Origin of the sequence: Burkholderia sp. BE12 (assembly GCF_002959955.1) — a bacterium.
Classification (GTDB): Bacteria; Pseudomonadota; Gammaproteobacteria; order Burkholderiales; family Burkholderiaceae; genus Burkholderia.
The window spans coordinates 147331-167059 of record NZ_PREY01000003.1 but is presented as its reverse complement, the minus strand read 5'-3'; the positions used below and the strand labels follow the sequence as shown (position 1 = coordinate 167059).

Below are 19729 nucleotides of genomic sequence, written 5' to 3'. Positions count from 1 at the left end.
GCGAGGAAGAGCGTGCATGGGTTCATTATCGGCCGCGACCGCACACGGTAAAAGACACGGACGTCGGCGGCGGTAGCCGTGCTGCATGCGCAATCGGCGTGCCCTTCATTTCCCCAACGGCATGGACGCCGGTCCCCCCCCTTGCCCGCATGAAATTGTCATGCTAGTTTTTCATGAAATTTATCGGCGTAATTTTCACGGGGTTCCGCATGTTCGTGCAGTCCGACCGACACGTCGCAAGCTACTACGCCGGCACCTATCCGGCGCCGATTCCGCATCGGCCGGCGCTGGACGAACGCGTCGACGCCGACGTGCTGGTCGTCGGCGCGGGCTTCAGCGGGCTGCATACGGCGCTGCACCTTGCGCTGGCCGGCAAGCGCGTCGTCATGCTCGAAGCCAGCCGCGTCGCGTGGGCGGCATCGGGCCGCAACGGCGGACAGGCGCTGCTCGGCTGGTCGTGCGACATGCAGCCGCTTGAGGATGCGCTCGGCCGCGACGGCGCGCGCCTGCTGTGGGACAGCATGCGCTGGGCGGCGGGCGAGGTGCGCGAACTGCCGGCACGACACGGTTTCGACATCGACTACCGGCCCGGCAGCCTGTGGGCCGCGGTGCGGCCGCGGCGCGTCGCGATGCTGGCGCGGGCGCGCGACGAGGCGGCCGAGCGGTGGGGCTACGATCGGCTGCGCGTGATCGGGCGTGACGAGATGCCTGAATGGATCGGCGGCACGCGCTATCTCGCCGCGCTGCACGATCCGGAGGCCGGCCACCTGAACCCGCTGAAGCTCGCGCTCGGCCTTGCGCAGACGATCGAGCACGCGGGCGGCCGCATCTTCGAACGGAGCCGCGTGCTCGACTGTCGCGAGACGGCGGGCGGCCACATCGCCCGCACGGCGTGTGGCGAAGTACGGGCGGACGTGCTGGTGCTTGCCTGCAATGCGTACGTCGACCGGCTCGATCGCGATCTCGCGCGCCGGTTGCTGCCGGTCGGCACGTACCAGGTCGCAACGGCGCCGCTCGCGCCCGACGTCGCGCATGCGCTGCTGCCGCGCAACAGCTGCGTGATCGACAACCAGTTCGTGCCCGACTATTTCCGCCTGAGTCCCGACAACCGGCTGCTGTTCGGCGGCGGCTGCACGTATCTCGGCGGCATCCCGGCCGATATCGCGGCGGCGACGCGCCCGCACCTCGAACGCGTGTTCCCGCAACTGGCCGGTGTGCCGCTCGACTACGCGTGGGGCGGTCACATCGACATCAGCATGCGCCGCACGCCGGACATCGGCCGCCACGGGCAGCGCTTCTGGCTGCAGGGTTTTTCGGGGCACGGCGTGCTGCCGACGCTCGCCGGCGCGCGCGCGGTGGCCGACGCCGTGCTCGGCGACGCACACCTGCTCGCGCAGTACCAGCGCATCCGCAACCCACGCTTTCCCGGCGGCGACCGGCTGGCCGCACCGCTCGAAGCGATCGGCAAGGCCTGGTACCGTCTGCGCGATACCGTTTGACTGCACCGAAATCCATCATGAACGAACGCGAAGAGATAGAAAGTCTGGCGATCCTGATCCGCGACCTGCGCAAGCATCGCAAGGTCACGCTGAACGATCTCGCCGAACGGATCGGCCGCTCGGTCGGCTTTCTGTCGCAGGTCGAGCGCGGACTGTCGCGTCCGACGGTCGCGGATCTCACCGCGATCGGCGAGGCGCTCGGTGTGCCGACCACGTATTTCTACAGCCTGAGCAAGCCGCGCAGCGTGCCATGGGTCACGCGGCCCGACGAACGCCGCACCGTGTATTACGCGGCCGGCATTACCGACATCCTCGTGTCGCCGAACATGCGTGCGCGCTTCTCGATCCTCGAAAGCCATCTCGAACCGGGCGCGAGCAGCGGCGAGCGGCCGGTCGACGACAGCGACGAGCAGGGCGGCTTCGTGCTCGAAGGAGAATTGACGATCTGGATCGACGGCGACGACACGCCGGTCACGCTCGGCCCGAACGATGCGTTTCAGCTTCCAGCGCACAAGCGCTTCCGGTATGCGAACCTGACCGACGCGCCGACGCGCGTGATCTGGGTGTTCACCTGAGTGGCCGGCGGGGCGGGCGGTGTCGCAGGCCGCCCCGCCACGCAGCCTGTTTGCAGTACTGATCGATATGCGGCGTACATTGCACTGCATTCCGCGTGAATCCGGTTCGCCGCGCCGCGGCGCCGCCATACGAGACATGAAAAGGATGAGACATGGCTGACGTCGTTCCCGCGCTGGTCAGTGAAGTCCGCGCATTTCGGCAGGCGCACCCCGAGATCCGTTATGTCGACTTGATCTGCCTCGATCTCCCCGGGCATTTCTACGGCAAGCGCTATCCGATCGACGCGCTCGAGAAAATCGCATCGGGCGCGCTGCTGAAGCTGCCGCAGAACTGCGTGCTGCTCGGCACGCAGGGCGGCCTCTACAAGATCGGCGATTACTGCTTCAACGACGGCGATCCCGATGCGCCGCGCCGCCTGATTCCCGGCACGCTGAAGCCCGTGCGCTGGGAGCGGCAGCCGCTCGCGCAGATGCTGATCAGCTCCGACGGCACCGATTCCCCGATCGAATTCGAGCCGCGCGAGGTGCTCGCGCGCGTGCTGCGGCGGTTCGCGGCGCGCGGCATTCGGCCGGTCGTCGCATTCGAGCTCGAGTTCTACCTGTTCGCCGCGCGGCTCGCGGAAGGCGTGCCGCAGTATCCGCGCGACCGCCTGAGCGACGACCGCGACGATCAGCCGAACATGCATATCGAACGCCTGTCGCGCTTCTCCGACGTGCTGCACGAGATGGTCGACGCCGCGTGCGAGCAGGGCGTCGATGCGACGGTAATCACCGCGGAGCTCGGACCCGGCCAGTTCGAGATCAATTTCGGGCATACCGACGACGCGCTGCGCGCGGCCGACTGGTCGGCGCTGTTCTGCCGCAGCACGCGCGGCGTCGCGTTGCGGCATGGCTATCGCGCGAGCTTCATGGGTAAGCCGTACCTGCATGCGCCGGGCAGCGGGATGCACGTGCACGTGAGCCTGTATGACGAGGCGGGGCGCAACCTGCTGGCGGCGGACGGACAGCGGCCGTTGCGGCATGCGGTGGCCGGCTGCCTTGCGCTGCTGCCGCATTGCATGCCCGTCTTCGCGCCGAATCACAATGCGTTCCGGCGTTACGGGTCGATGGTGAACGCGGCGAGTCGCGCGAGTTGGGGTTTCGAGGATCGAGACGCATGCATCCGGATTCCGGAGTCGGATGCATGCGATCTGCGGATCGAGCACCGGCTCGCGAGCGCGGATGCGAACCCGTACCTGGTGCTTGCGGCGCTCCTCGGCGGGATGGAGCACGGGCTCGATGCGCGGCTCGAGCCGATCGCGCCGCTCAACGAGGATCGCGGCAGCGGCATCGATTTTCCGAAGGAGATGCTGTCGTCGGTCGCCGCGATGCAGGATCATCCGGCCGTGCGCGACGGGTTGGGCAGCGAGTTCGTGATGGTGTACTGCGAGAACAAGCGGCAGGAGGAGCTGGATTTTCGCAACGAGATCGGGGCGCGGGAGTATCGGTGGTTTCTGTGAGTGCCGCGTGTGTCGAGGAAGCCGGTCAAGGAAGTGCGCGCCAGTAGCGCACTTCCTCGATCGGCGTACCGTCGATCTCGAACGTCTTGACGTCGCATTCTGCGACGAAACCTTCGCGTTCGTAGAACGCTCTTGCGCGACGGTTTTCGACCAGTGCCCACAGCGATACCCACACATGGCCCGCGTCATGCAGCGATCGGCATGCGTGATCGACCAGCAACGTGCCGATGCCTTGTCCGCAATGCGACGGATGCAGATAGATCGCTTCGATTTCGCCCCACGCAGGATCCTTGTCGGTGTCGCGCGTCGGGCCGTACGCGATCCAGCCGGTCGGTACGCGGTTCATGAACGCGAGCGCGACGCGCGGCCGTCCTGCGTCGAGTGCCTGGCGCCAGGCGGCCGTGCGCTTTTCGACCGACAGGCCGGCGAGGAACGGCGCCGGCATGATGTCCATGTAGGTGGCTTGCCACGACGCGACGTGGATGTCGGCGATGATCGGTGCATCGGCGGATGTGGCCGAGCGGATGTCGATCGTCGTCGCGTTCGGTGCCATGCGTTCCCCGTGCGATCGGTTGCCGTATGCCGTGTTACTGCTCGACCTTACTCGCCGAGCTTCGACGTCACGCACCCGGTGCTCGAGCATTCGCGTTCACGCTCGCGCAGGAACGACAGCCGCGACTGCGTCATGTCGTTCGCGCACTGGATATCGACGAGGTAGCTGCTGCCGCGCGTTTCGCTGCACTGCGCGTCGCGTTGTTTCAGCCACGCGAGCTGGCCGGCCTTCAGCGTCGCCTGTTGATCGCCGCTCAGTTGCTTGCGCAGCCGGCCGTATTCGTCGTTGAGATCGCGGTCGGATTGCGAGAACTGCGTGCTCGTGCAATACACCTGGTCGAACGCGCTGCGAGGCTTCCCGCAGCCGGCCGCATGCGCGGCGAACGGAACGGCAAGCGCGAGCAATGCGCAGGATGCGAGCAGATTCTTCTTTTTCATGGTGATGCTCCTGAGTGGGTGAAAACCGTTGAATCCGACGGGCGATACCGTCGTTTATTCGGGCGCCGTACACGCGTCGATGCCGCCCGCGATCGCGGTGGACAGGCGCTGGATCGTCTCGCGCCGTGCGAGCCGCGCTTCTTCGTCCGGATTGACGATCACGCCGGCTTCGACGAGCACGGCCGGAATCGGCGCGGTGCGCAGCACGACGAGATCGTCGAAGCGGTGGATGCCGAGTGACGGATCGATCAGCGGGCGGTTCTCGCCGCGGATCGGCTGCGCGTGATACAGCGACGGCCGTTCGCCGGCCGCGACCAGCCGCTCGGCAATCGCCTTCGCGCAACGCAGGCTCTGCGCATAGTGCGGATTGCGCGCCGACACGAACACCGAGAAGCCGCGGAATTCGCGCTGCCGACCCGCGTCGATGAACTGCTGCTGCATCGAGTCGTGATGGATCGACACGAACAGGTTCGCGTCGGGCGCCTGCGTCGAGCGCCGATCGAGCGCGATCTCGCGTCCGTCCGCCGACGTGCGCAGCACGCGGTCGCCATTCGCGGCGAGTGTGTCGGCGACCGCGCCGGACAGGTCGAGGTTGTACAGGTATTCGACGCGGCCGCTCGCGCCGGTCGAGCCCGGATGCGCCGGCGTATGGCCGGTGTCGACGACGATATAGCGCCCGGTTGCGGGCTCGGTAAAGGGCGTGCCCGCGGTGCCGGCCGCGTGCAGCGCCAGCGGTGCGCCGAGCAGCGGGGCGCATGCGAGCACGCGCGCGGCGGCGCGAACGAGCGGGCGAAGGCGTCGGAGGGTTCGGTTCATCATTGTTGTTGTCGAGAAGGGCGTACGGCGCGTCGAACGGCGCGCCACCGTCGGCCTGCTCAATGCAGTCGGAATGTCGCGCGATTATAGCGGGTGGTGGTGGCGCCGCGATGACGAAACGGCAGCTTTCGCACCGGCCGGAAGCCGAAGCTCGGGCCAGCTGGACGGGGCTGCGAGCATGGCGTCACGGGGGGCGCGCGCATGTCGGGATGGCACGCGCGCAGCGTACGGCAGGCGGCGCGCGCCGGTCAGTGCGGCAGCGCTTCGGCTTCGGCCCAGCGCTTGAACGAATCGAGACGTCGGCGCGTCTGCACGAGATAGAACGCGCCGATCAGCGGTTCGAGCAGCCAGCGCAGCCAGGATGGCTGCGCACGGAAGTGGTACGTGAATTTCACCTCGGTCGACCCGGGCGTGCGCTCGGTGAAGTTCCAGCTGCCGCTGAAGCGTTCGAGCACCTTCGGCCCTTCGACCATTTCGACGGCGGCGACCTGCGGCGGACGGTACGAGATGTAGCGCGACACCATCGTCGCGCCCGACTGGCTGCGGCAGAACGCGTCGACGCCGACATCGGCGGTCGTTCCGTCGAGCAGATAGGCATCGATGAGGAAGTTGTCCCACACGAGCCGCCGTCCGTAATCCTGCGACCACGTAAACAGGCGCCTGCGATCGACGCCGACGGTCCGGCTGACTGAGATCCTCATGAGGGCGGGCGCCAGGGCGTGGATTGGGATGCGATCGAGTGTACCGCGCCAATAACGCGTGTTTCGTCAGACTTCGTCAAGTCGAGCGTGGGCTCGAATGGACTCGATTGACGTCCTTCGGGAATTCCCCTACGATTCATTCCAACCCTTCGGGACAGACCCGAAGCGTTTCAATCTCTTGAGGGAGCCTCATGAGTACGCAACAGAACCGGCGCTTCGATGCGCTCGTTTTCATTGGTCGTTTCCAGCCTCCGCATCGTGGTCACCTGAACGTGCTGAAGTCGGCACTGAGCCGGGCCGAGCGCGTGTGCGTGCTGATCGGGTCGACCGACAAGCCCCGCACCATCAAGGATCCGTTCTCGTTCGACGAGCGTCGCCAGATGCTGGCATCGCTGCTCGATGCATCCGAGCGCGACCGCGTGACGATTGCCCCGCTGCAGGATTCGACCTACAACGACGGCGACTGGGTGCGCTGGGTGCAGGAGGCCGTCGCGTCCACGCTCGGCGATATCGCGCAGCGCAAGGTTGGGCTGATCGGGCACGAGAAGGACGCCACGTCGTATTACCTGCGGATGTTCCCGCAATGGGAACTCGTCGACGTCGACGCGACGGAAGACATCTCCGCCACCGAAATCCGCGACCAGTATTTCGCCGAACGCACCAACAGCTTCGTGCAGTGGGCCGTGCCGGAACCCGTGTTCGGCTGGCTCGAGCGTTTCCGCACGCAGCCGGAATTCGCGCAACTGAAGTCGGAAGCCGAATTCATCGCCGCGTATCGCAAGGCCTGGGCGGCCGCGCCGTATCCCGTCACGTTCGTGACGGTCGACGCGGTGGTCGTGCACTCCGGGCATATCCTGCTCGTGCGCCGCCGCAGCGAACCGGGCCGCGGCCTGTGGGCGTTGCCGGGCGGATTCGTGAACCAGGACGAGCGGCTCGATGCCGCGTGCATCCGCGAACTGCGCGAGGAAACCGGCCTCAAGCTGCCGGAGCCCGTGCTGCGCGGCTCGATCAAGGATCGCCAGGTGTTCGATCACCCGACGCGTTCGCTGCGCGGCCGCACGATCACGCATGCGTGCCTGTTCAACTTTCCGACCGGCGAACTGCCGCGCGTGAAGGGTAGCGACGACGCGGACAAGGCGCGCTGGGTCCCGCTCAACGAATTCGCGCAGATGCGCAACGTGATGTTCGAGGATCACTTCGATATCGCGTATCACTTCCTGGGGAAGCTGTGACGCGCTGATTCCCCGCATTCGGTCCGCCGCGACAGACGCGGCGGCACTTCAACGGCCTAGAGGAGCTCTAGCCATGCAAAACGATCCCGGCGGCTTTGCCGCGGTTCTCGCCAATCCGATTCTCAACACGGATTCGTACAAGGCTTCCCACTTCCTGCAATATCCGCCGGACGCATCGGCGATGTTCTCGTACGTCGAATCGCGCGGCGGCCGTTACGACCGCACGCTGTTCTTCGGCCTCCAGATGCTGCTGAAGGAGTATCTGTGCAAGCAGGTCACGCACGCGATGATCGACGATGCGCGCGATTTCTTCACCGTGCACGGCGAGCTGTTCAACGAAGCAGGATGGCGCCATATCGTCGAGCACTACGACGGCTACCTGCCGGTGAAGATCCGTGCGGTGCCGGAAGGGTCGATCGTGCCGGTGCACAACGTGCTGATGACGATCGAATGCGAGGATCCGCAGGTGTTCTGGCTCGCGTCGTATCTCGAGACGATGCTGTTGCGCATCTGGTATCCGGTGACGGTGGCGACCCGCAGCTGGCATCTGCGCCAGACGATTCGCCGCTTCCTCGAAAGGACCGACGACGATCTCGCGCAACTGCCGTTCAAGCTGCACGACTTCGGCGCGCGCGGCGTGTCGAGCGCGGAATCGGGCGCGATCGGCGGCGCCGCGCATCTCGTGAGCTTCATGGGCTCGGACACGGTGCTCGGCGTGCTGGCCGCGAACCGCTTCTATCGCGAGCCGATGGCCGCCTACTCGGTGCCGGCGGCCGAGCACAGCACGATCACGTCGTGGGGGCGCGCAGGCGAGGCCGATGCGTACCGCAACATGATCGGCCGCTTCGGGTTGCCGGGCGCGATCGTATCGGTCGTGTCGGACTCCTACGATCTGTTCGCCGCACTCGATCTGTGGGGCGGCGAACTTCGGCAGGCGGTGATCGATTCGGGCGCGACGCTCGTCGTGCGTCCCGATTCCGGCGACCCGGTGACGATCGTGCTGCAAACGGTGCGGGCGCTCGATGCGTCGTTCGGTTCGTCCGTGAACGGCAAGGGGCGGCGCGTGCTGAACCGCGTGCGCGTGATCCAGGGCGACGGTGTCGACGAGCAGTCGATCGAAGCGATCCTCGTTGCGCTCGACGAGGCGGGGTACGCGGCCGGCAACGTCGTATTCGGTATGGGTGGCGCGTTGTTGCAGCGCGTGAACCGCGACACGCAGCGCTTTGCGATGAAGTGTTCGGCCATCCGGCGCGGCGGCGTGTGGCACGACGTCCGCAAGGATCCGGTCACCGATCGGGGCAAGCGCTCGAAGCAGGGGCGGCTCACGCTGCTGCGCAATCGCCGCACCGGCGAGTATCGAACGGTGACGCTGCCGATTGCGTGGGACGATCGTGCGCTTGAAGGCGAATGGGACGAGGCGCTCGACACGGTATTCGACACCGGGCGTTTGCTCGTCGATACGTCGTTCGCCGAGGTGAGGGCGAGGGCGCACGCGGGAGAAGTATGACGCAGGCGGCGGCGGGGCGTCCCGCCGCGGCGCGGCCGGTTCGTGTCACTTGCCGGCCAGCGCACGGTCACCGGCGTCCACCGCCGCGCTGCCGCGTTCCACCGCACGCGCCGCCTCCATTGCCCGCGCAAGCGCGTCGAACACGGCAGGCCCCTTGCAGCGCGACACGTTGAAGCGCATGTACGACGTCGCGCTGCGCGACGCGCTGAACACGTCGCCGGGTGCGAGGACCACGTCGTGGTCCAGCGCGTGGCGCGCGACGCGCGCGGCGTCGAGCCCGTCCGGCAACTGCGCCCACACGAACAACCCGCCGCGCGGCTCCGTCCAGATCCCGAGGCCGGCTCGCGCGAGGCGCCGGATCGTTTCGCCCATCGCATCCGCGAGACGCGCGCGCAGGCTGTCGAGATGGCGCCGGTACGTGCCGTCGATCAGCAGCCGGTGCACGACGTTTGCTCCGATCTGCGCATTGCCGAACGACGTCGCGAGCTTCAGGTCGACGAGCGCGTCGATCCATTCCGGGCGCGCGGCGATATAGCCGCAGCGGATCGCGGCCGACAGCGTTTTCGAGAAGCTGCCGATCGACACGACGCGCGACAGCCCGTCGAACGCCGCGAGGCGCGGCGCGGGCGTGCTCTCGAAATCCGCGAAGATGTCGTCCTCGACAATCAGCAGCCCATGCTCGGCCGCGAGCGTCAGCAGCCGGTGCGCGACGGGCGGCGCGAGCGTCGCGCCGGTCGGGTTGTGCAGTGCCGCGTTGGTGATGTACAGGCGCGGCCGGTGCTCGGCGAGTACTTGCTCGAAGCGCACGAGATCGGGGCCGTTCGGCGTGAACGGAACGCTGACGATCCGTGCACGGTGCGCGCGCAGCAGCGCCTGGAAGTTGAAGTAGCACGGATCGTCGAGCACGACGGTATCGCCGGGTTCCAGCAGCAGGCGGCACACGAGGTCGAGCGCGTGCGTGCCGCCGTCGGTCAGCATGATCTGCGCGGGTTCCGCGTGGACGCCGTGCTGGGCGAGCCGCCATGCAAGCTGCTGGCGCAGCGCGGGCAGGCCGAGCGGCGTCGCATAGTCGGTCAGCGCATCGGGTTCGTCGCGCGACACGGCGCGCAGTGCGCGACGCAGGCTTTCGTCGGGCAGCCACGAGGACGGCAACCATCCGCAGCCGGGCTTCACCGACGTCGGCGCCGCTTCGAGCGACTGGCGCGACAGCCACAACGGATCGAGCGCGCGATCGAGGCGCGGGCCCAATTCGGCGAGTGCGAGCGGCGGCGCGTGGCCGGACACGTAGAAGCCCGACCCGCGCCGTGCGACGAGCACGCCTTCGCTCGCGAGCCGTTCGTACGCATCGACGACCGTCGATTTCGACACGCCGAGCGCGTCGGCCATCATCCGGATCGACGGCACGCGCGCGCCGGGCATCAGCGCGCGGCTCGCGATCCGCGCGCGCAGGGTATCCATGACGGTTTCCACGCGCGTGCGCGACGGCGCGGGCGGAGCGGGAATCGGGGCGGAATGGCTCATGGCGGACGATGAACTGTACGGCTGGTTGTTCAGTACAGTTTGGCTGAATTGTATTGGGCTGTAGCTTACGCCGTTTTCGTCGCCGGCGGATCATCGGTCATCCATTTTCCATTCAGGGTTGACCGTGCAAAAGACGACCGACGGATGGCTCAGCGGCATGCTGGGCGTCATCATCTTCAGTGGCTCGCTGCCCGCGACGCGTGTCGCGGTGCAAGGGCTCGACCCGCTGTTCCTCACGTTCGCCCGCGCGACGATCGCCGGCGCGCTCGGCCTGCTGCTGCTCGTCGTGCTGAAGCAGAAGCGGCCGTCGCGTGCCGAGGCCGTGTCGCTGGCCGTCGTCGCGCTCGGGGTCGTGGTCGGTTTTCCGTTGCTGACGGCGCTTGCGCTGAAGCACGTGACGTCGGCGCATGCGATCGTGTTCGTCGGGCTGTTGCCGCTCGCGACCGCGCTGTTCGGCGTATGGCGCGGCGGCGAACGGCCGCGGCTGCCGTTCTGGATCTTCTCGATCGTCGGCAGCGGCGCGGTGGCCGCGTTTGCGTTGCGCAACGGCGGGCAGGCGTCGGTGGTCGGCGATGCGCTGATGCTGGCCGCGATCGTCGCGTGCGGGCTCGGCTATGCGGAAGGCGCGCGGCTGTCGCGCCAGCTCGGCGGCTGGCAGGTGATCTCGTGGGCGCTCGTGCTGTCGCTGCCGCTGATGCTGCCGCTCGCGTGGCTGACCTCGCCCGCGTCGTTCGACGGCGTAGACGCCGCCGCGCTGTGGGGGCTCGCGTACGTGTCGCTGTTCAGCATGTTGATCGGCTTCGTGTTCTGGTATCGCGGGCTTGCGCTCGGCGGGATCGCGGGCGTCGGCCAGTTGCAACTGCTGCAGCCGTTCCTCGGCCTCCTGCTCGCGGCCGGGCTGCTGCACGAGACGGTGCCGCCGTCGATGGTCGTCGTGACGGTCGTGGTGGTCGGCTGCGTGGCGGGCGCGAAATACTTCTCGAGGATGGCGCCCGTGCAGCGCGCGGGGTGACGCACCCTCCTGAGCGAAGGTGCGGCCGGCGGTGCGCGAAAGGGGCGGCTCATCGCGCGCTCCGTTCAGTGCAACCGCTCGACCGCACGCGCCGGCGTGCTTACGCGACGTGCGCGACGCCGTACTGCGACGACAGGTATCGCCGGATATCGGCAGGCGAATCGATGAAGCGCCGGCCGTTGTGTTCGCGGATCGCAAGAGTGTCGTCGTTCGGTGCGTGTCCGTCGCCAAGTACGAGTACCGGCGCCGACTGGTTGTCCGCGCCGATCAGCGCGACGATCGGCTGGCGCGGGCGCGGTGCGTCGACGTATTCGACGTGGACAGCGTCGCGCAACCGCGGATAGAAGCTCAACAGCCCTTCGACGGCAACCGAATCGCCGCAGTAGAACGGACCTTCGGAGTCCTTGAAGAAGTCGGGACGGAGAATGAACAGCGTGTCTTTCATGATGGTCTCGCTATGAGAGAGGGGGGGACGTCGAAGAAAACGCGATGCGGAGCGACGTGCGCGACGCCGCCGGATCTCACGCTTCGGCAAGTGCGGCGGCGCGCATTCGCGCGAAGCCGGCGGCGAGGTCGGCAATCATGTCGTCGGGATGCTCGAGCCCCGCATGAATCCGCAGCAGCGGGCCGGCCGCCGTCCAGCGGGTGGCGGTGCGGTGGCGCGACGGACTGGACGGGATGATCAGGCTTTCGAAGCCGCGCCAGCTGTATCCCATGCCGAAGCACGTCATGCCGTCGAGCAGCGCGCGCACGGCCTCGTCGGCCCGCGGATGCAGCACCACGCCGAACAGCCCGCACGCGCCCGTGAAATCGCGCTGCCAAAGCGCGTGGCCGGCGTCGCCGGCGCGCGCCGGATACAGGATCTGCGCGACTTCCGGCTGTTGCGACAGCCATTCGGTCAGCACGTGCGCGTTGCGCTGGTGCCGCTCGAGCCGGACCGATAGCGTCCGCAGGCCGCGCAGTGCGAGATACGCGTCGTCGCCGCTGACGGTCATTCCGAGTTGCCGGTAGAAGCGCGTGACTTTCGGTGCGAGCGCGTCGGTCGTCAGGATCGCGCCCATCAGCACGTCGGAGTGTCCGGCGATGTATTTGGTCGCCGCGTGAATCGACACGTCGACGCCATGCGAAAACGAGCGGAAATTCAGCGGCGTGCCCCACGTGTTGTCGAGCAGCACGACCGCGCCGTGCCGGTGCGCAACGCGGCTGATGGCCGGAATATCCTGTACTTCGAAGGTCAGCGAACCCGGCGATTCGGCGAATACCGCGCGCGTGTTCGGCCGCATCGACGACGCGATGTCCGCGCCGGCCGCCGGGTCGTAGTAGGTCGTCTCGATGCCGAGACGCGCCAGCGTTTCATCGCAGAACGAACGGGTCGGGTCGTACACGGAATCGACCATCAGCAGATGGTCGCCCGGGTTCAGCACCGCGAGCAGCGCGGTCGTGATCGCGCTGAGGCCGCTCGGCGTCAGCAGCGCGGCATGCGCGCCTTCGAGCCGCGCGAGCGCCTTCTCGAGCGCGCGGGTGGTCGGGCTGCCGTGCCGTCCGTATGCGAGCGGCGTGCCGCGCACGGCGCCGAGCGCGTCGGTGCCGTGAAAGAGCAGCGTCGACTGACGGTACACGGGCGGGTTCACGGGCGAACCGGGCTGGCCGTGCGAGCGGCCTTCATGGGCGAGAACGGTGTCGGTCGAAAGCAGGTGGTTCAAGATGTCTCCTTTGAGTGTCGATCGAAGCGGGGCGGCGGTGGCGCGGTCAATGCAGGATCTTGTCGAGGAAGTCGCGTGCGCGCTCGGAGCGCGGCGCCGCGAAGAACCGGTCGCTGGCCGCATCCTCGACCACCGCGCCCTGGTCCATGAAGATCACGCGATGCGCGACCTTCCGCGCAAAGCCCATCTCATGCGTCACGCAGACCATCGTCATGCCTTCGCGCGCGAGCTCGACCATCACGTCGAGCACTTCGGTGATCATCTCGGGATCGAGCGCGGAGGTCGGCTCGTCGAACAGCATCGCGACCGGGTTCATCGACAGCGCGCGAGCGATCGCGACGCGCTGCTGCTGTCCGCCGGACAATTGCCCCGGATACTTGTGCGCGTGCGCCTTCAGGCCGACGCGGTCGAGCAGCTTCATGCCGTTCTCGATCGCTTCGTCCTTGCGGCGGCCGAGCACCTTCGTCTGCGCGAGCGTCAGGTTCTCGGTGATCGACAGGTGCGGAAACAGCTCGAAGTGCTGGAACACCATGCCGACGCGGGCGCGCAATTGCGCGAGCTTCGCGGCGGGATCGCCGAGCCGCGTGCCGTCGACGGTGATGCTGCCTTTCTGGAACGGTTCGAGGCCGTTGATCGTCTTGATCAGCGTCGATTTGCCGGAGCCCGACGGCCCGCACACGACGACCACTTCACCTTTCGAGACCGCCGCGCTGCAGGCCGAGAGCACCTGGTGCTTGCCATACCATTTCGATACGTTGTCGAGCGTAATCATGTTCTGTCCGTCGATGGAGTTCATGGGAATCCCGGGAGCGGTCAATGCGTGGACGGCAGTGCGAGGCGCGTCTCGACGCGACCCTGCAGTCGCGTGAGCAGCGTGCTGAGCACCCAGTAGATCGCGGCGGCGGCGAGATAGAGCGGAAGCGGCTGGAACGTCGCGGCGATCACTTCCTGCGTCGAACGCAGCAGCTCGGTGACGGTGATCACCGAGACCAGCGACGTGTCCTTGATCAGGCTGATCAGCGTGTTGCCGAGGCTTGGCACCGCAAGGCGCAGCGCCTGCGGGCACACGATGTAGCGCAGCGTCTGCACGTGCGTGAGGCCGAGGCTGTGCGCGGCCGCCCACTGTCCGCGGCCGATGCCGAGGATCGCGCCGCGCATGCTTTCGGACAGGTAGGCGCCCGCGTTGAGCGTCAGCGTGAAGATGCCGGCCGTGGTCGGATCGAGCGTGATGCCGAGATCGGGCAGGCCGTAGTAGACGACGAACATCTGCACGAGCAGCGGCGTGCCGCGCATCAGGCTCACGTAGCCTTGCGCGAGGCTCGCGGCAAGCCGGTTGCTGCCGATGCGCATGATGGCGACCACGAGCCCGACGACGAGGCCGAGCGCCATCGATGCGACGGCGAACTTCAGCGTGAACACCGCGCCCTTGACCATCACGGGCAGCGTATGAACGACCAGTTCGATTGCTTCCATTGCGTGTCTCCTGATTGTGTGCCGGACCGCCCGCGCATTCGTGCGCGCGGGCGCGAGGCGAGCTGCGTTACTGCGTCACGGGCTTGGTCGTGTCGGCGCCGAACCACTGCATCGAGATCTTCTTCAGCGTGCCGTCCTGCTGCAGCGACGCAAGCGCATCGTCGATCGCCTTCGCGAATTTCGGATTGCCCTTGCGGAACGGGATGCCCATGCGGTCCTCGCCGCCCGCGAGCACGGCGCCCGGGCGCAGCGGCAGGTGCGAGTTCTTGATCAGGTAGCTGAGCATCAGGCGATCGTTGACTGCCGCGTCGATACGGCCGGCCGCGAGGTCGCGCAGGTTTTCGGGCGTACCGGGATAGACCTGGAGGTCGATCGCGGGCACGGTCTTGACCAGGTCGACATAGTTGCTGCCCATCGTCACGCCGACCTTCTTGCCCTTCAATTCGTCGAGCGACTTGAATGCGCGCGCATCGTTTTGCCGTTGCAGCAGTTGCGCGGACGAATACACGTACGGCGCGCTGAAGTCGAGCGCCTGCTGGCGCGACGGCGTGATCGCGACCTGGTTGACGATCACGTCGAACTTGCCGGCTTGCAGGCCTGCCAGAATTCCGCTCCATTCGGTCGTCACGAACTGCGGCTTCACGCCGAGGCGGGCGGACACCGCCTTCGCGACGTCGACGTCGAAGCCTTCGAGCTGGCCGTCGGCGTTGCGGTAATCGAACGGCGGATAGGTGCCTTCCAGCGCGATCTTCAGCACGCCGGCCTGCTTGACGGTGTCGAGCAGGTCCGCCGCGTGCGACGTCGTGGCCGCGACGCAGAGCAGGGCGGCCGCGATGCCGTGTTTGAACGTCGGGGTGAAGTGCTTCATGGTTGTCTCCGTGGTCGTTGTCGAAAATTCAGGATGCGCGAAGCCGCGGCGACGGGCGGCGTCGCCGTGAGCGGGAAGTCGGTGAAGCGTGAGTCGGCGAGGGTGGTGATTCGCCGTGCGCGATGCCGCGCGTTACGGCATGCGTTCGTGCGCGGCGAAGGTGCGGTGCGCGTGCGGATGGCGGACGCAGGCACGCGAGCCGAGGCGACGGCCGGCGTGCGCGGTGAAGCGTTCAAGCGTGTGATTCATGGTTGCCCGTGCAGCGTTGCGAGTGGTGGGCCGGACGCATCGTCGACGCGTATCCGGCGGGAATGCCGTGCGACTGAGGGCAATCTTAGTTTTGTCAAAAGGGAATGTGTTTCCAAAGATGCGTGCACTTTTCACGCAACGTGGAATGTTTTTCTCTGCGCGCGAAAGGTGGCGCAAGCGATCTGCTGCGGTTGCGCACGAGGAGAGGGATCAGGTGCTACGGCGCGCTCGCGCGGTTGCTCCGCGCGCGACCCGGCGGCATGCCGAAAAGCAAAACGGCCAGGCTGCCGGTTGCGGCAAGCCTGGCCGTTGGCGTTCGTTACGCCGGGCGGGTTACTCGAACGTTTCCAGCGCGAGTAATTCGCCGATCGTCTGCCGGCGGCGGATCAGTCGCGGCGTGCCGCGATCGACCAGCACTTCCGGCGCGAGCGGCCGGCTGTTGTAGTTCGAGGACATCGACGCGCCATACGCGCCCGCGTCGTGCAGGAACAGCAGGTCGCCGATCCGCGGCTGCGCGAGCTTGCGGTGCGTGACCACACCGCCTGCATCCTGCGTGAACACGTCGCCCGATTCGCACAGCGGCCCGGCGATCGCGAGGTCGACGAGCGGCCGGCCGACGGGCGGCGCGCCATCGTGCGCGTGCACCGACACCGCGTGATAGCTGCCGTACATCGACGGGCGCATCAGGTCGTTGAAGCCCGCGTCGATCAGCACGAAATCGTGTTTCGGCCGATGGTTGACGGCCTGTACTTCGGTGACGAGCGTGCCGGCTTCGGCGACGAGAAAGCGGCCCGGTTCGATCTCGATGCGCACCGGATGGCCGAGATGCCGTTCGATCCGCTTGCGCGCGGCGTCCCACTGGCTGAAGTAGTGACCGACGTCGACACGCGGTTCGCCGTCGCGATACGGAATCGACAGGCCGCCGCCGGCCGAGATCGCGTCGATGTCGTGGCCGAGCGACGTGACGAGATCGACCATCGCATCGCACACCTGCGACAGGTGGCCGTAGTCGACGCCCGAACCGATGTGCATATGGATGCCGACGAGCTTCAGCCCATGCTGGCGCACGATCTCGATCGCCCGCGGGACGTCGTCGATCCAGATGCCGTGCTTGCTCTGCGGGCCGCCGGTGTTGGTCTTGTTGCTGTGGCCGTGGCCGAAACCGGGGTTGACGCGCAGCCACACGCGGTGGCCGGGTGCGTGCTCGCCGATGCGCGCGAGCATGTCGAGCGAACCGGCGTTCACGATCACCCCATGCTTCAGCACCGCCGCGAGCGTCGGGCGGTCGATCAGGTCGGCCGTGAAGACGACGCCTTCCGGCTCGCCCGTCGGACTGAATCCGGCCGCGAGGCTGCGCTCGATCTCGCCGAGCGACACGGCGTCGACACACGCGCCTTCCTCGCGCATCAGCTTCAGGATATGGACGTTCGAATTCGCCTTCTGCGCATAGCGGATCACGTCGAACTGGCGCAGTTGGGCGATGCGGTCGCGGATGACGTCGGCGTCGTACACCCACAGCGGGGTGCCGTATTGCTGCGCGAGCGTCGCGAGCTGGCGGGAATCGAGGGACATGGCGGATGAATCGGATCGAATGAACGGATAGCCGGGATGATGCGCCTGTTTGTCTATACAGTAAAATGCCTATCTATCGATACTCGATTCATTTTTGATATATACGTCATGCTCACGCACCGTCATATCGAGGTTTTTCGCGCGCTGATGGTCACCGGCAGCACCACGCGTGCGGCCGAGATGCTGTACACGTCGCAGCCCACCATCAGCCGTGAGCTGGCGCGGATGGAGCAGGTCGTCGGCTTTGCGCTGTTCGAACGCGCGCACGGCCGGCTGCGCCCGACGATGGCCGCGCTCACGCTGTTCGACGACGTGCGGCTCGCGTATGTGGGGCTCGAACGCGTCGCGGCGACGGCCGCGCGCCTGCGCGAGTTTCGCGACGGGCAACTGTCGGTGATCGCGTTGCCGGCGTTCTCGCACGCGATCCTGCCCGGTGCGTGCCGGCGTTTTCACGAGGCGCATGCGGGCGTCAGCGTGTCGGTCGCGACGCAGGAGTCGCCGGTGCTGGAGGAGTGGCTCACTGCCCAACGTTACGACCTCGGGTTGACCGAGCACGACGTCGCGCCGGCCGGCACCGTGCTCACGCCGCTGCTCGAAGTCGACGAGGTGTGCGTGCTGCCCGACGGCCATCCGTTGCTCGCGCAGGACGCGATCGACCTGCTGGATCTCGCCGACCGCCCGTTCGTGAGCCTGTCGCTGAACGATCCGTACCGCATCCTGATCGACGAGGCGTTCGCGCAGCTCGGCGTCGCGCCGCGTTCGGTGGTCGACACGCCGTCGGCGGTGTCGGTGTGTGCGTTCGTTCGGCAAGGGCTCGGGGCCGCGATCGTCAACCCGCTCACGGCGCTCGATTTCGTCGGCCGCGACCTGCACGTGCGGCCGCTGACGCGCTCGTTTCCGTACCGGGTCAGCGTGATCGTGCCCGAGCACCGGCCGAAGAGCCTGCTCGTCGATGCGTTCGCCGACGCGTTGCGCGGCGAAGCGAAGGCGATCCGCCGCCGGCTGGCCGCACTCCTCGGCTAGCGGCGGCGCCGTATGATGGGCGTTTCGCCGCCATCGTCCTCATTTTCCGGAATCCCGCCATGACCGACGCATCGTCTCTCCTCGAACAACCGACCCTCACCGGCGAACGTGTCGTCCTCCGCCCGCTCGATGCATCCGACCGGCAGGCGCTGCTGGACGCCGCGGCCGACGGCGAGTTGTGGAACCTGACGGTCACGGTCGTGCCGGGTGCGCATACGGTCGACGCCTACATCGACGCGGCGTTGCAGGGGCGGGCGGCCGGCACCGTGATGCCGTTCGTGATCGTCGATCGCGCGTCGGGCCGCGCCATCGGCAGTACGCGTTTCTGGAAGATCGACCGCAAGAATCGCAAGCTCGAGATCGGGCATACGTGGCTGAGCGAATCGGCGCAGCGTACGCGCGCGAATACCGAAGCGAAGTGGTTGCTGCTGGCTTATGCGTTCGACACGCTGCAATGCGTGCGCGTGCAGTTCACGACGGACGAGCTGAACGAGAAATCGCGCGCGGCGATCCTGCGGCTCGGCGCGAAACAGGAGGGCATCGTGCGCCACGAGCGGATCATGCCGGATGGCCGCAAGCGCAACTCGGTACGCTTCAGCATCATCGACGACGAATGGCCGGAAGTGCGTGCACGACTCGAGGCGAAGCTGGCGACCTGAGGTGTGACGCGGGACGCCTGATGCTCGACGCGCATCGCGCCGCCGGCAGGGGAGGCGGCAGCGCGACGGCGGGGGAAACGGTGCGCCGCGCACGATACGCGGCGCTGCATCGCCTTACTGCGCCGATGCGAGGTGATGACGCTGCGCGAGCTTCTGCGCGTCCGCGTAGTGCGCCTGCAGGATCGGCAGCGCCTGGCGTGCGACTTCCTTCAGCTTGGTGTCGCGGCCCGACGCGATTTCGGCCTGGAACGCCGAGATCGCCTTCTGCTGGCCGGCGAGCGCGACCTGTTCGATATACGCCTTGTCGAATTCGGCACCGCGCAGGCTCTTGATGCTGTTCAGCACGGTCGTGTCCGGGTCGTTGGCCGGCACGTCGACGCCGCGCGGGCTCGCCGCGCGCATCGCCTGGATGATCTTTGCATCGTCGGTCGACACGCGTTGCGCGAACGCCTTGACCTGGCTGTCCGACGTGCGCGAATCGGCGATGCGCGCGGCGTCGTGCTGGGTCGACACGGTCTTCGTGCCGTCCGTGATGAAGGCCTGGTCGGCTTCGTGGATGCGCGTCGCGGTCGCGGCCGGCGCAGCCGACGCGCCGGGCGCCGGTTGCGCGGTTTGCGCGGTCGCCGTCACGGCGACGAGAAGCAGGCCGGCGGCAGACAAAGCAAGGCGCGAAATGTGGGGAAAGCGGTTCATGTGACCTCCTTTCGATCGGGGCTCTGGTTGAAAAACGGATCGTGTGATCCGTCGCTGTGCGAGAGACCGGGCGCGCCCGGGCCGGATTCGACCGCCGCTCTGCCGCGGCGCCGGTCGAAGTGTTTTCCGGCCCGACT

The 19729-nt window shown here is 67.2% G+C and carries 20 protein-coding genes; 8 read left to right on the top strand and 12 right to left on the bottom strand.

Going from position 1 to position 19729, the window contains the following annotated elements:
* Positions 1–209: 209 nt before the first annotated feature.
* The 3 genes from C4B30_RS04515 to C4B30_RS04505 all read left to right on the top strand — a co-directional run bounded on the left by C4B30_RS04515 (position 210) and on the right by C4B30_RS04505 (position 3573).
* The gene (locus C4B30_RS04515; RefSeq protein WP_105131939.1) at positions 210–1499 is read left to right on the top strand and encodes an NAD(P)/FAD-dependent oxidoreductase; all 1290 of its coding nucleotides are present in this window, start codon (positions 210–212) and stop codon (positions 1497–1499) included.
* Between the two features lie 17 nt (positions 1500–1516).
* On the top strand, positions 1517–2074 hold the full coding sequence (locus C4B30_RS04510) for a helix-turn-helix domain-containing protein (RefSeq protein WP_027781152.1): 558 nt from the start codon (positions 1517–1519) through the stop codon (positions 2072–2074).
* A 152-nt stretch (positions 2075–2226) separates the two neighbouring features.
* Positions 2227–3573 carry a glutamine synthetase family protein gene (locus C4B30_RS04505; protein WP_105131873.1) on the top strand — a complete coding sequence of 449 codons (1347 nt, stop codon included), beginning with the start codon at positions 2227–2229 and terminating at the stop codon, positions 3571–3573.
* A 25-nt stretch (positions 3574–3598) separates the two neighbouring features.
* On the opposite strand, the gene C4B30_RS04500 is transcribed toward C4B30_RS04505, so the two are convergent.
* The 4 genes from C4B30_RS04500 to C4B30_RS04485 form a co-directional block, all read right to left on the bottom strand.
* Positions 3599–4126, bottom strand: coding sequence for a GNAT family N-acetyltransferase (locus C4B30_RS04500; RefSeq protein ID WP_105131872.1), 528 nt, complete (start codon positions 4124–4126; stop codon positions 3599–3601).
* Positions 4127–4173: 47 nt separating this feature from the next.
* Complete coding sequence (locus C4B30_RS04495) at positions 4174–4563, bottom strand: lysozyme inhibitor LprI family protein (RefSeq protein ID WP_006480817.1); 390 nt, start codon at positions 4561–4563, stop codon at positions 4174–4176.
* A gap of 54 nt (positions 4564–4617) precedes the next feature.
* Complete coding sequence (locus C4B30_RS04490; RefSeq protein WP_105131871.1) at positions 4618–5382, bottom strand: N-acetylmuramoyl-L-alanine amidase family protein; 765 nt, start codon at positions 5380–5382, stop codon at positions 4618–4620.
* Between the two features lie 245 nt (positions 5383–5627).
* Positions 5628–6080 carry an SRPBCC family protein gene (locus tag C4B30_RS04485; RefSeq protein ID WP_105131870.1) on the bottom strand — a complete coding sequence of 151 codons (453 nt, stop codon included), beginning with the start codon at positions 6078–6080 and terminating at the stop codon, positions 5628–5630.
* 191 nt (positions 6081–6271) lie between these two features.
* Here C4B30_RS04485 and C4B30_RS04480 point away from each other — a divergent pair, with 191 nt between their 5' ends.
* Positions 6272–7312: a bifunctional nicotinamide-nucleotide adenylyltransferase/Nudix hydroxylase gene (locus C4B30_RS04480; RefSeq protein WP_059793393.1), complete on the top strand. Its 1041-nt coding sequence runs from the start codon at positions 6272–6274 to the stop codon at positions 7310–7312.
* Between the two features lie 73 nt (positions 7313–7385).
* Positions 7386–8819 (top strand): nicotinate phosphoribosyltransferase, encoded by a 1434-nt coding sequence (locus tag C4B30_RS04475; RefSeq protein WP_105131869.1) that lies wholly within the window; start codon positions 7386–7388, stop codon positions 8817–8819.
* A gap of 45 nt (positions 8820–8864) precedes the next feature.
* On the opposite strand, the gene C4B30_RS04470 is transcribed toward C4B30_RS04475, so the two are convergent.
* On the bottom strand, positions 8865–10340 hold the full coding sequence (locus tag C4B30_RS04470; RefSeq protein WP_105131868.1) for an aminotransferase-like domain-containing protein: 1476 nt from the start codon (positions 10338–10340) through the stop codon (positions 8865–8867).
* Positions 10341–10464: 124 nt separating this feature from the next.
* On the opposite strand from C4B30_RS04470, the gene C4B30_RS04465 reads away from it, so the two are divergent.
* Entirely contained in the window at positions 10465–11352 is an 888-nt protein-coding gene (locus C4B30_RS04465; protein ID WP_027781145.1) for a DMT family transporter, read from the top strand.
* Between the two features lie 100 nt (positions 11353–11452).
* Here the strand turns inward: C4B30_RS04465 and C4B30_RS04460 are convergent, their stop codons facing one another.
* The 6 genes from C4B30_RS04460 to lysA form a co-directional block, all read right to left on the bottom strand.
* Positions 11453–11797: a DUF3088 domain-containing protein gene (locus tag C4B30_RS04460; protein WP_027781144.1), complete on the bottom strand. Its 345-nt coding sequence runs from the start codon at positions 11795–11797 to the stop codon at positions 11453–11455.
* A 76-nt stretch (positions 11798–11873) separates the two neighbouring features.
* Positions 11874–13055: a cystathionine beta-lyase gene (metC, locus tag C4B30_RS04455; RefSeq protein WP_105131867.1), complete on the bottom strand. Its 1182-nt coding sequence runs from the start codon at positions 13053–13055 to the stop codon at positions 11874–11876.
* Between the two features lie 46 nt (positions 13056–13101).
* Positions 13102–13827, bottom strand: coding sequence for an amino acid ABC transporter ATP-binding protein (locus C4B30_RS04450; protein ID WP_105131938.1), 726 nt, complete (start codon positions 13825–13827; stop codon positions 13102–13104).
* Positions 13828–13868: 41 nt separating this feature from the next.
* On the bottom strand, positions 13869–14528 hold the full coding sequence (locus tag C4B30_RS04445; RefSeq protein WP_027781141.1) for an amino acid ABC transporter permease: 660 nt from the start codon (positions 14526–14528) through the stop codon (positions 13869–13871).
* Positions 14529–14595: 67 nt separating this feature from the next.
* A complete protein-coding gene (locus tag C4B30_RS04440; protein WP_105131866.1) occupies positions 14596–15396 on the bottom strand; it encodes a transporter substrate-binding domain-containing protein in 801 nt (266 codons plus the stop codon).
* Between the two features lie 582 nt (positions 15397–15978).
* Positions 15979–17217 (bottom strand): diaminopimelate decarboxylase, encoded by a 1239-nt coding sequence (gene lysA / locus C4B30_RS04435; RefSeq protein ID WP_105131865.1) that lies wholly within the window; start codon positions 17215–17217, stop codon positions 15979–15981.
* Between the two features lie 108 nt (positions 17218–17325).
* Here lysA and C4B30_RS04430 point away from each other — a divergent pair, with 108 nt between their 5' ends.
* Positions 17326–18240, top strand: coding sequence for a LysR family transcriptional regulator (locus C4B30_RS04430; protein ID WP_105131864.1), 915 nt, complete (start codon positions 17326–17328; stop codon positions 18238–18240).
* A 59-nt stretch (positions 18241–18299) separates the two neighbouring features.
* Positions 18300–18899 carry a GNAT family N-acetyltransferase gene (locus C4B30_RS04425; protein WP_105131863.1) on the top strand — a complete coding sequence of 200 codons (600 nt, stop codon included), beginning with the start codon at positions 18300–18302 and terminating at the stop codon, positions 18897–18899.
* A gap of 114 nt (positions 18900–19013) precedes the next feature.
* On the opposite strand, the gene C4B30_RS04420 is transcribed toward C4B30_RS04425, so the two are convergent.
* Positions 19014–19592: a DUF4142 domain-containing protein gene (locus C4B30_RS04420; protein ID WP_027781136.1), complete on the bottom strand. Its 579-nt coding sequence runs from the start codon at positions 19590–19592 to the stop codon at positions 19014–19016.
* Between the last annotated feature and the right edge of the window lie 137 nt (positions 19593–19729).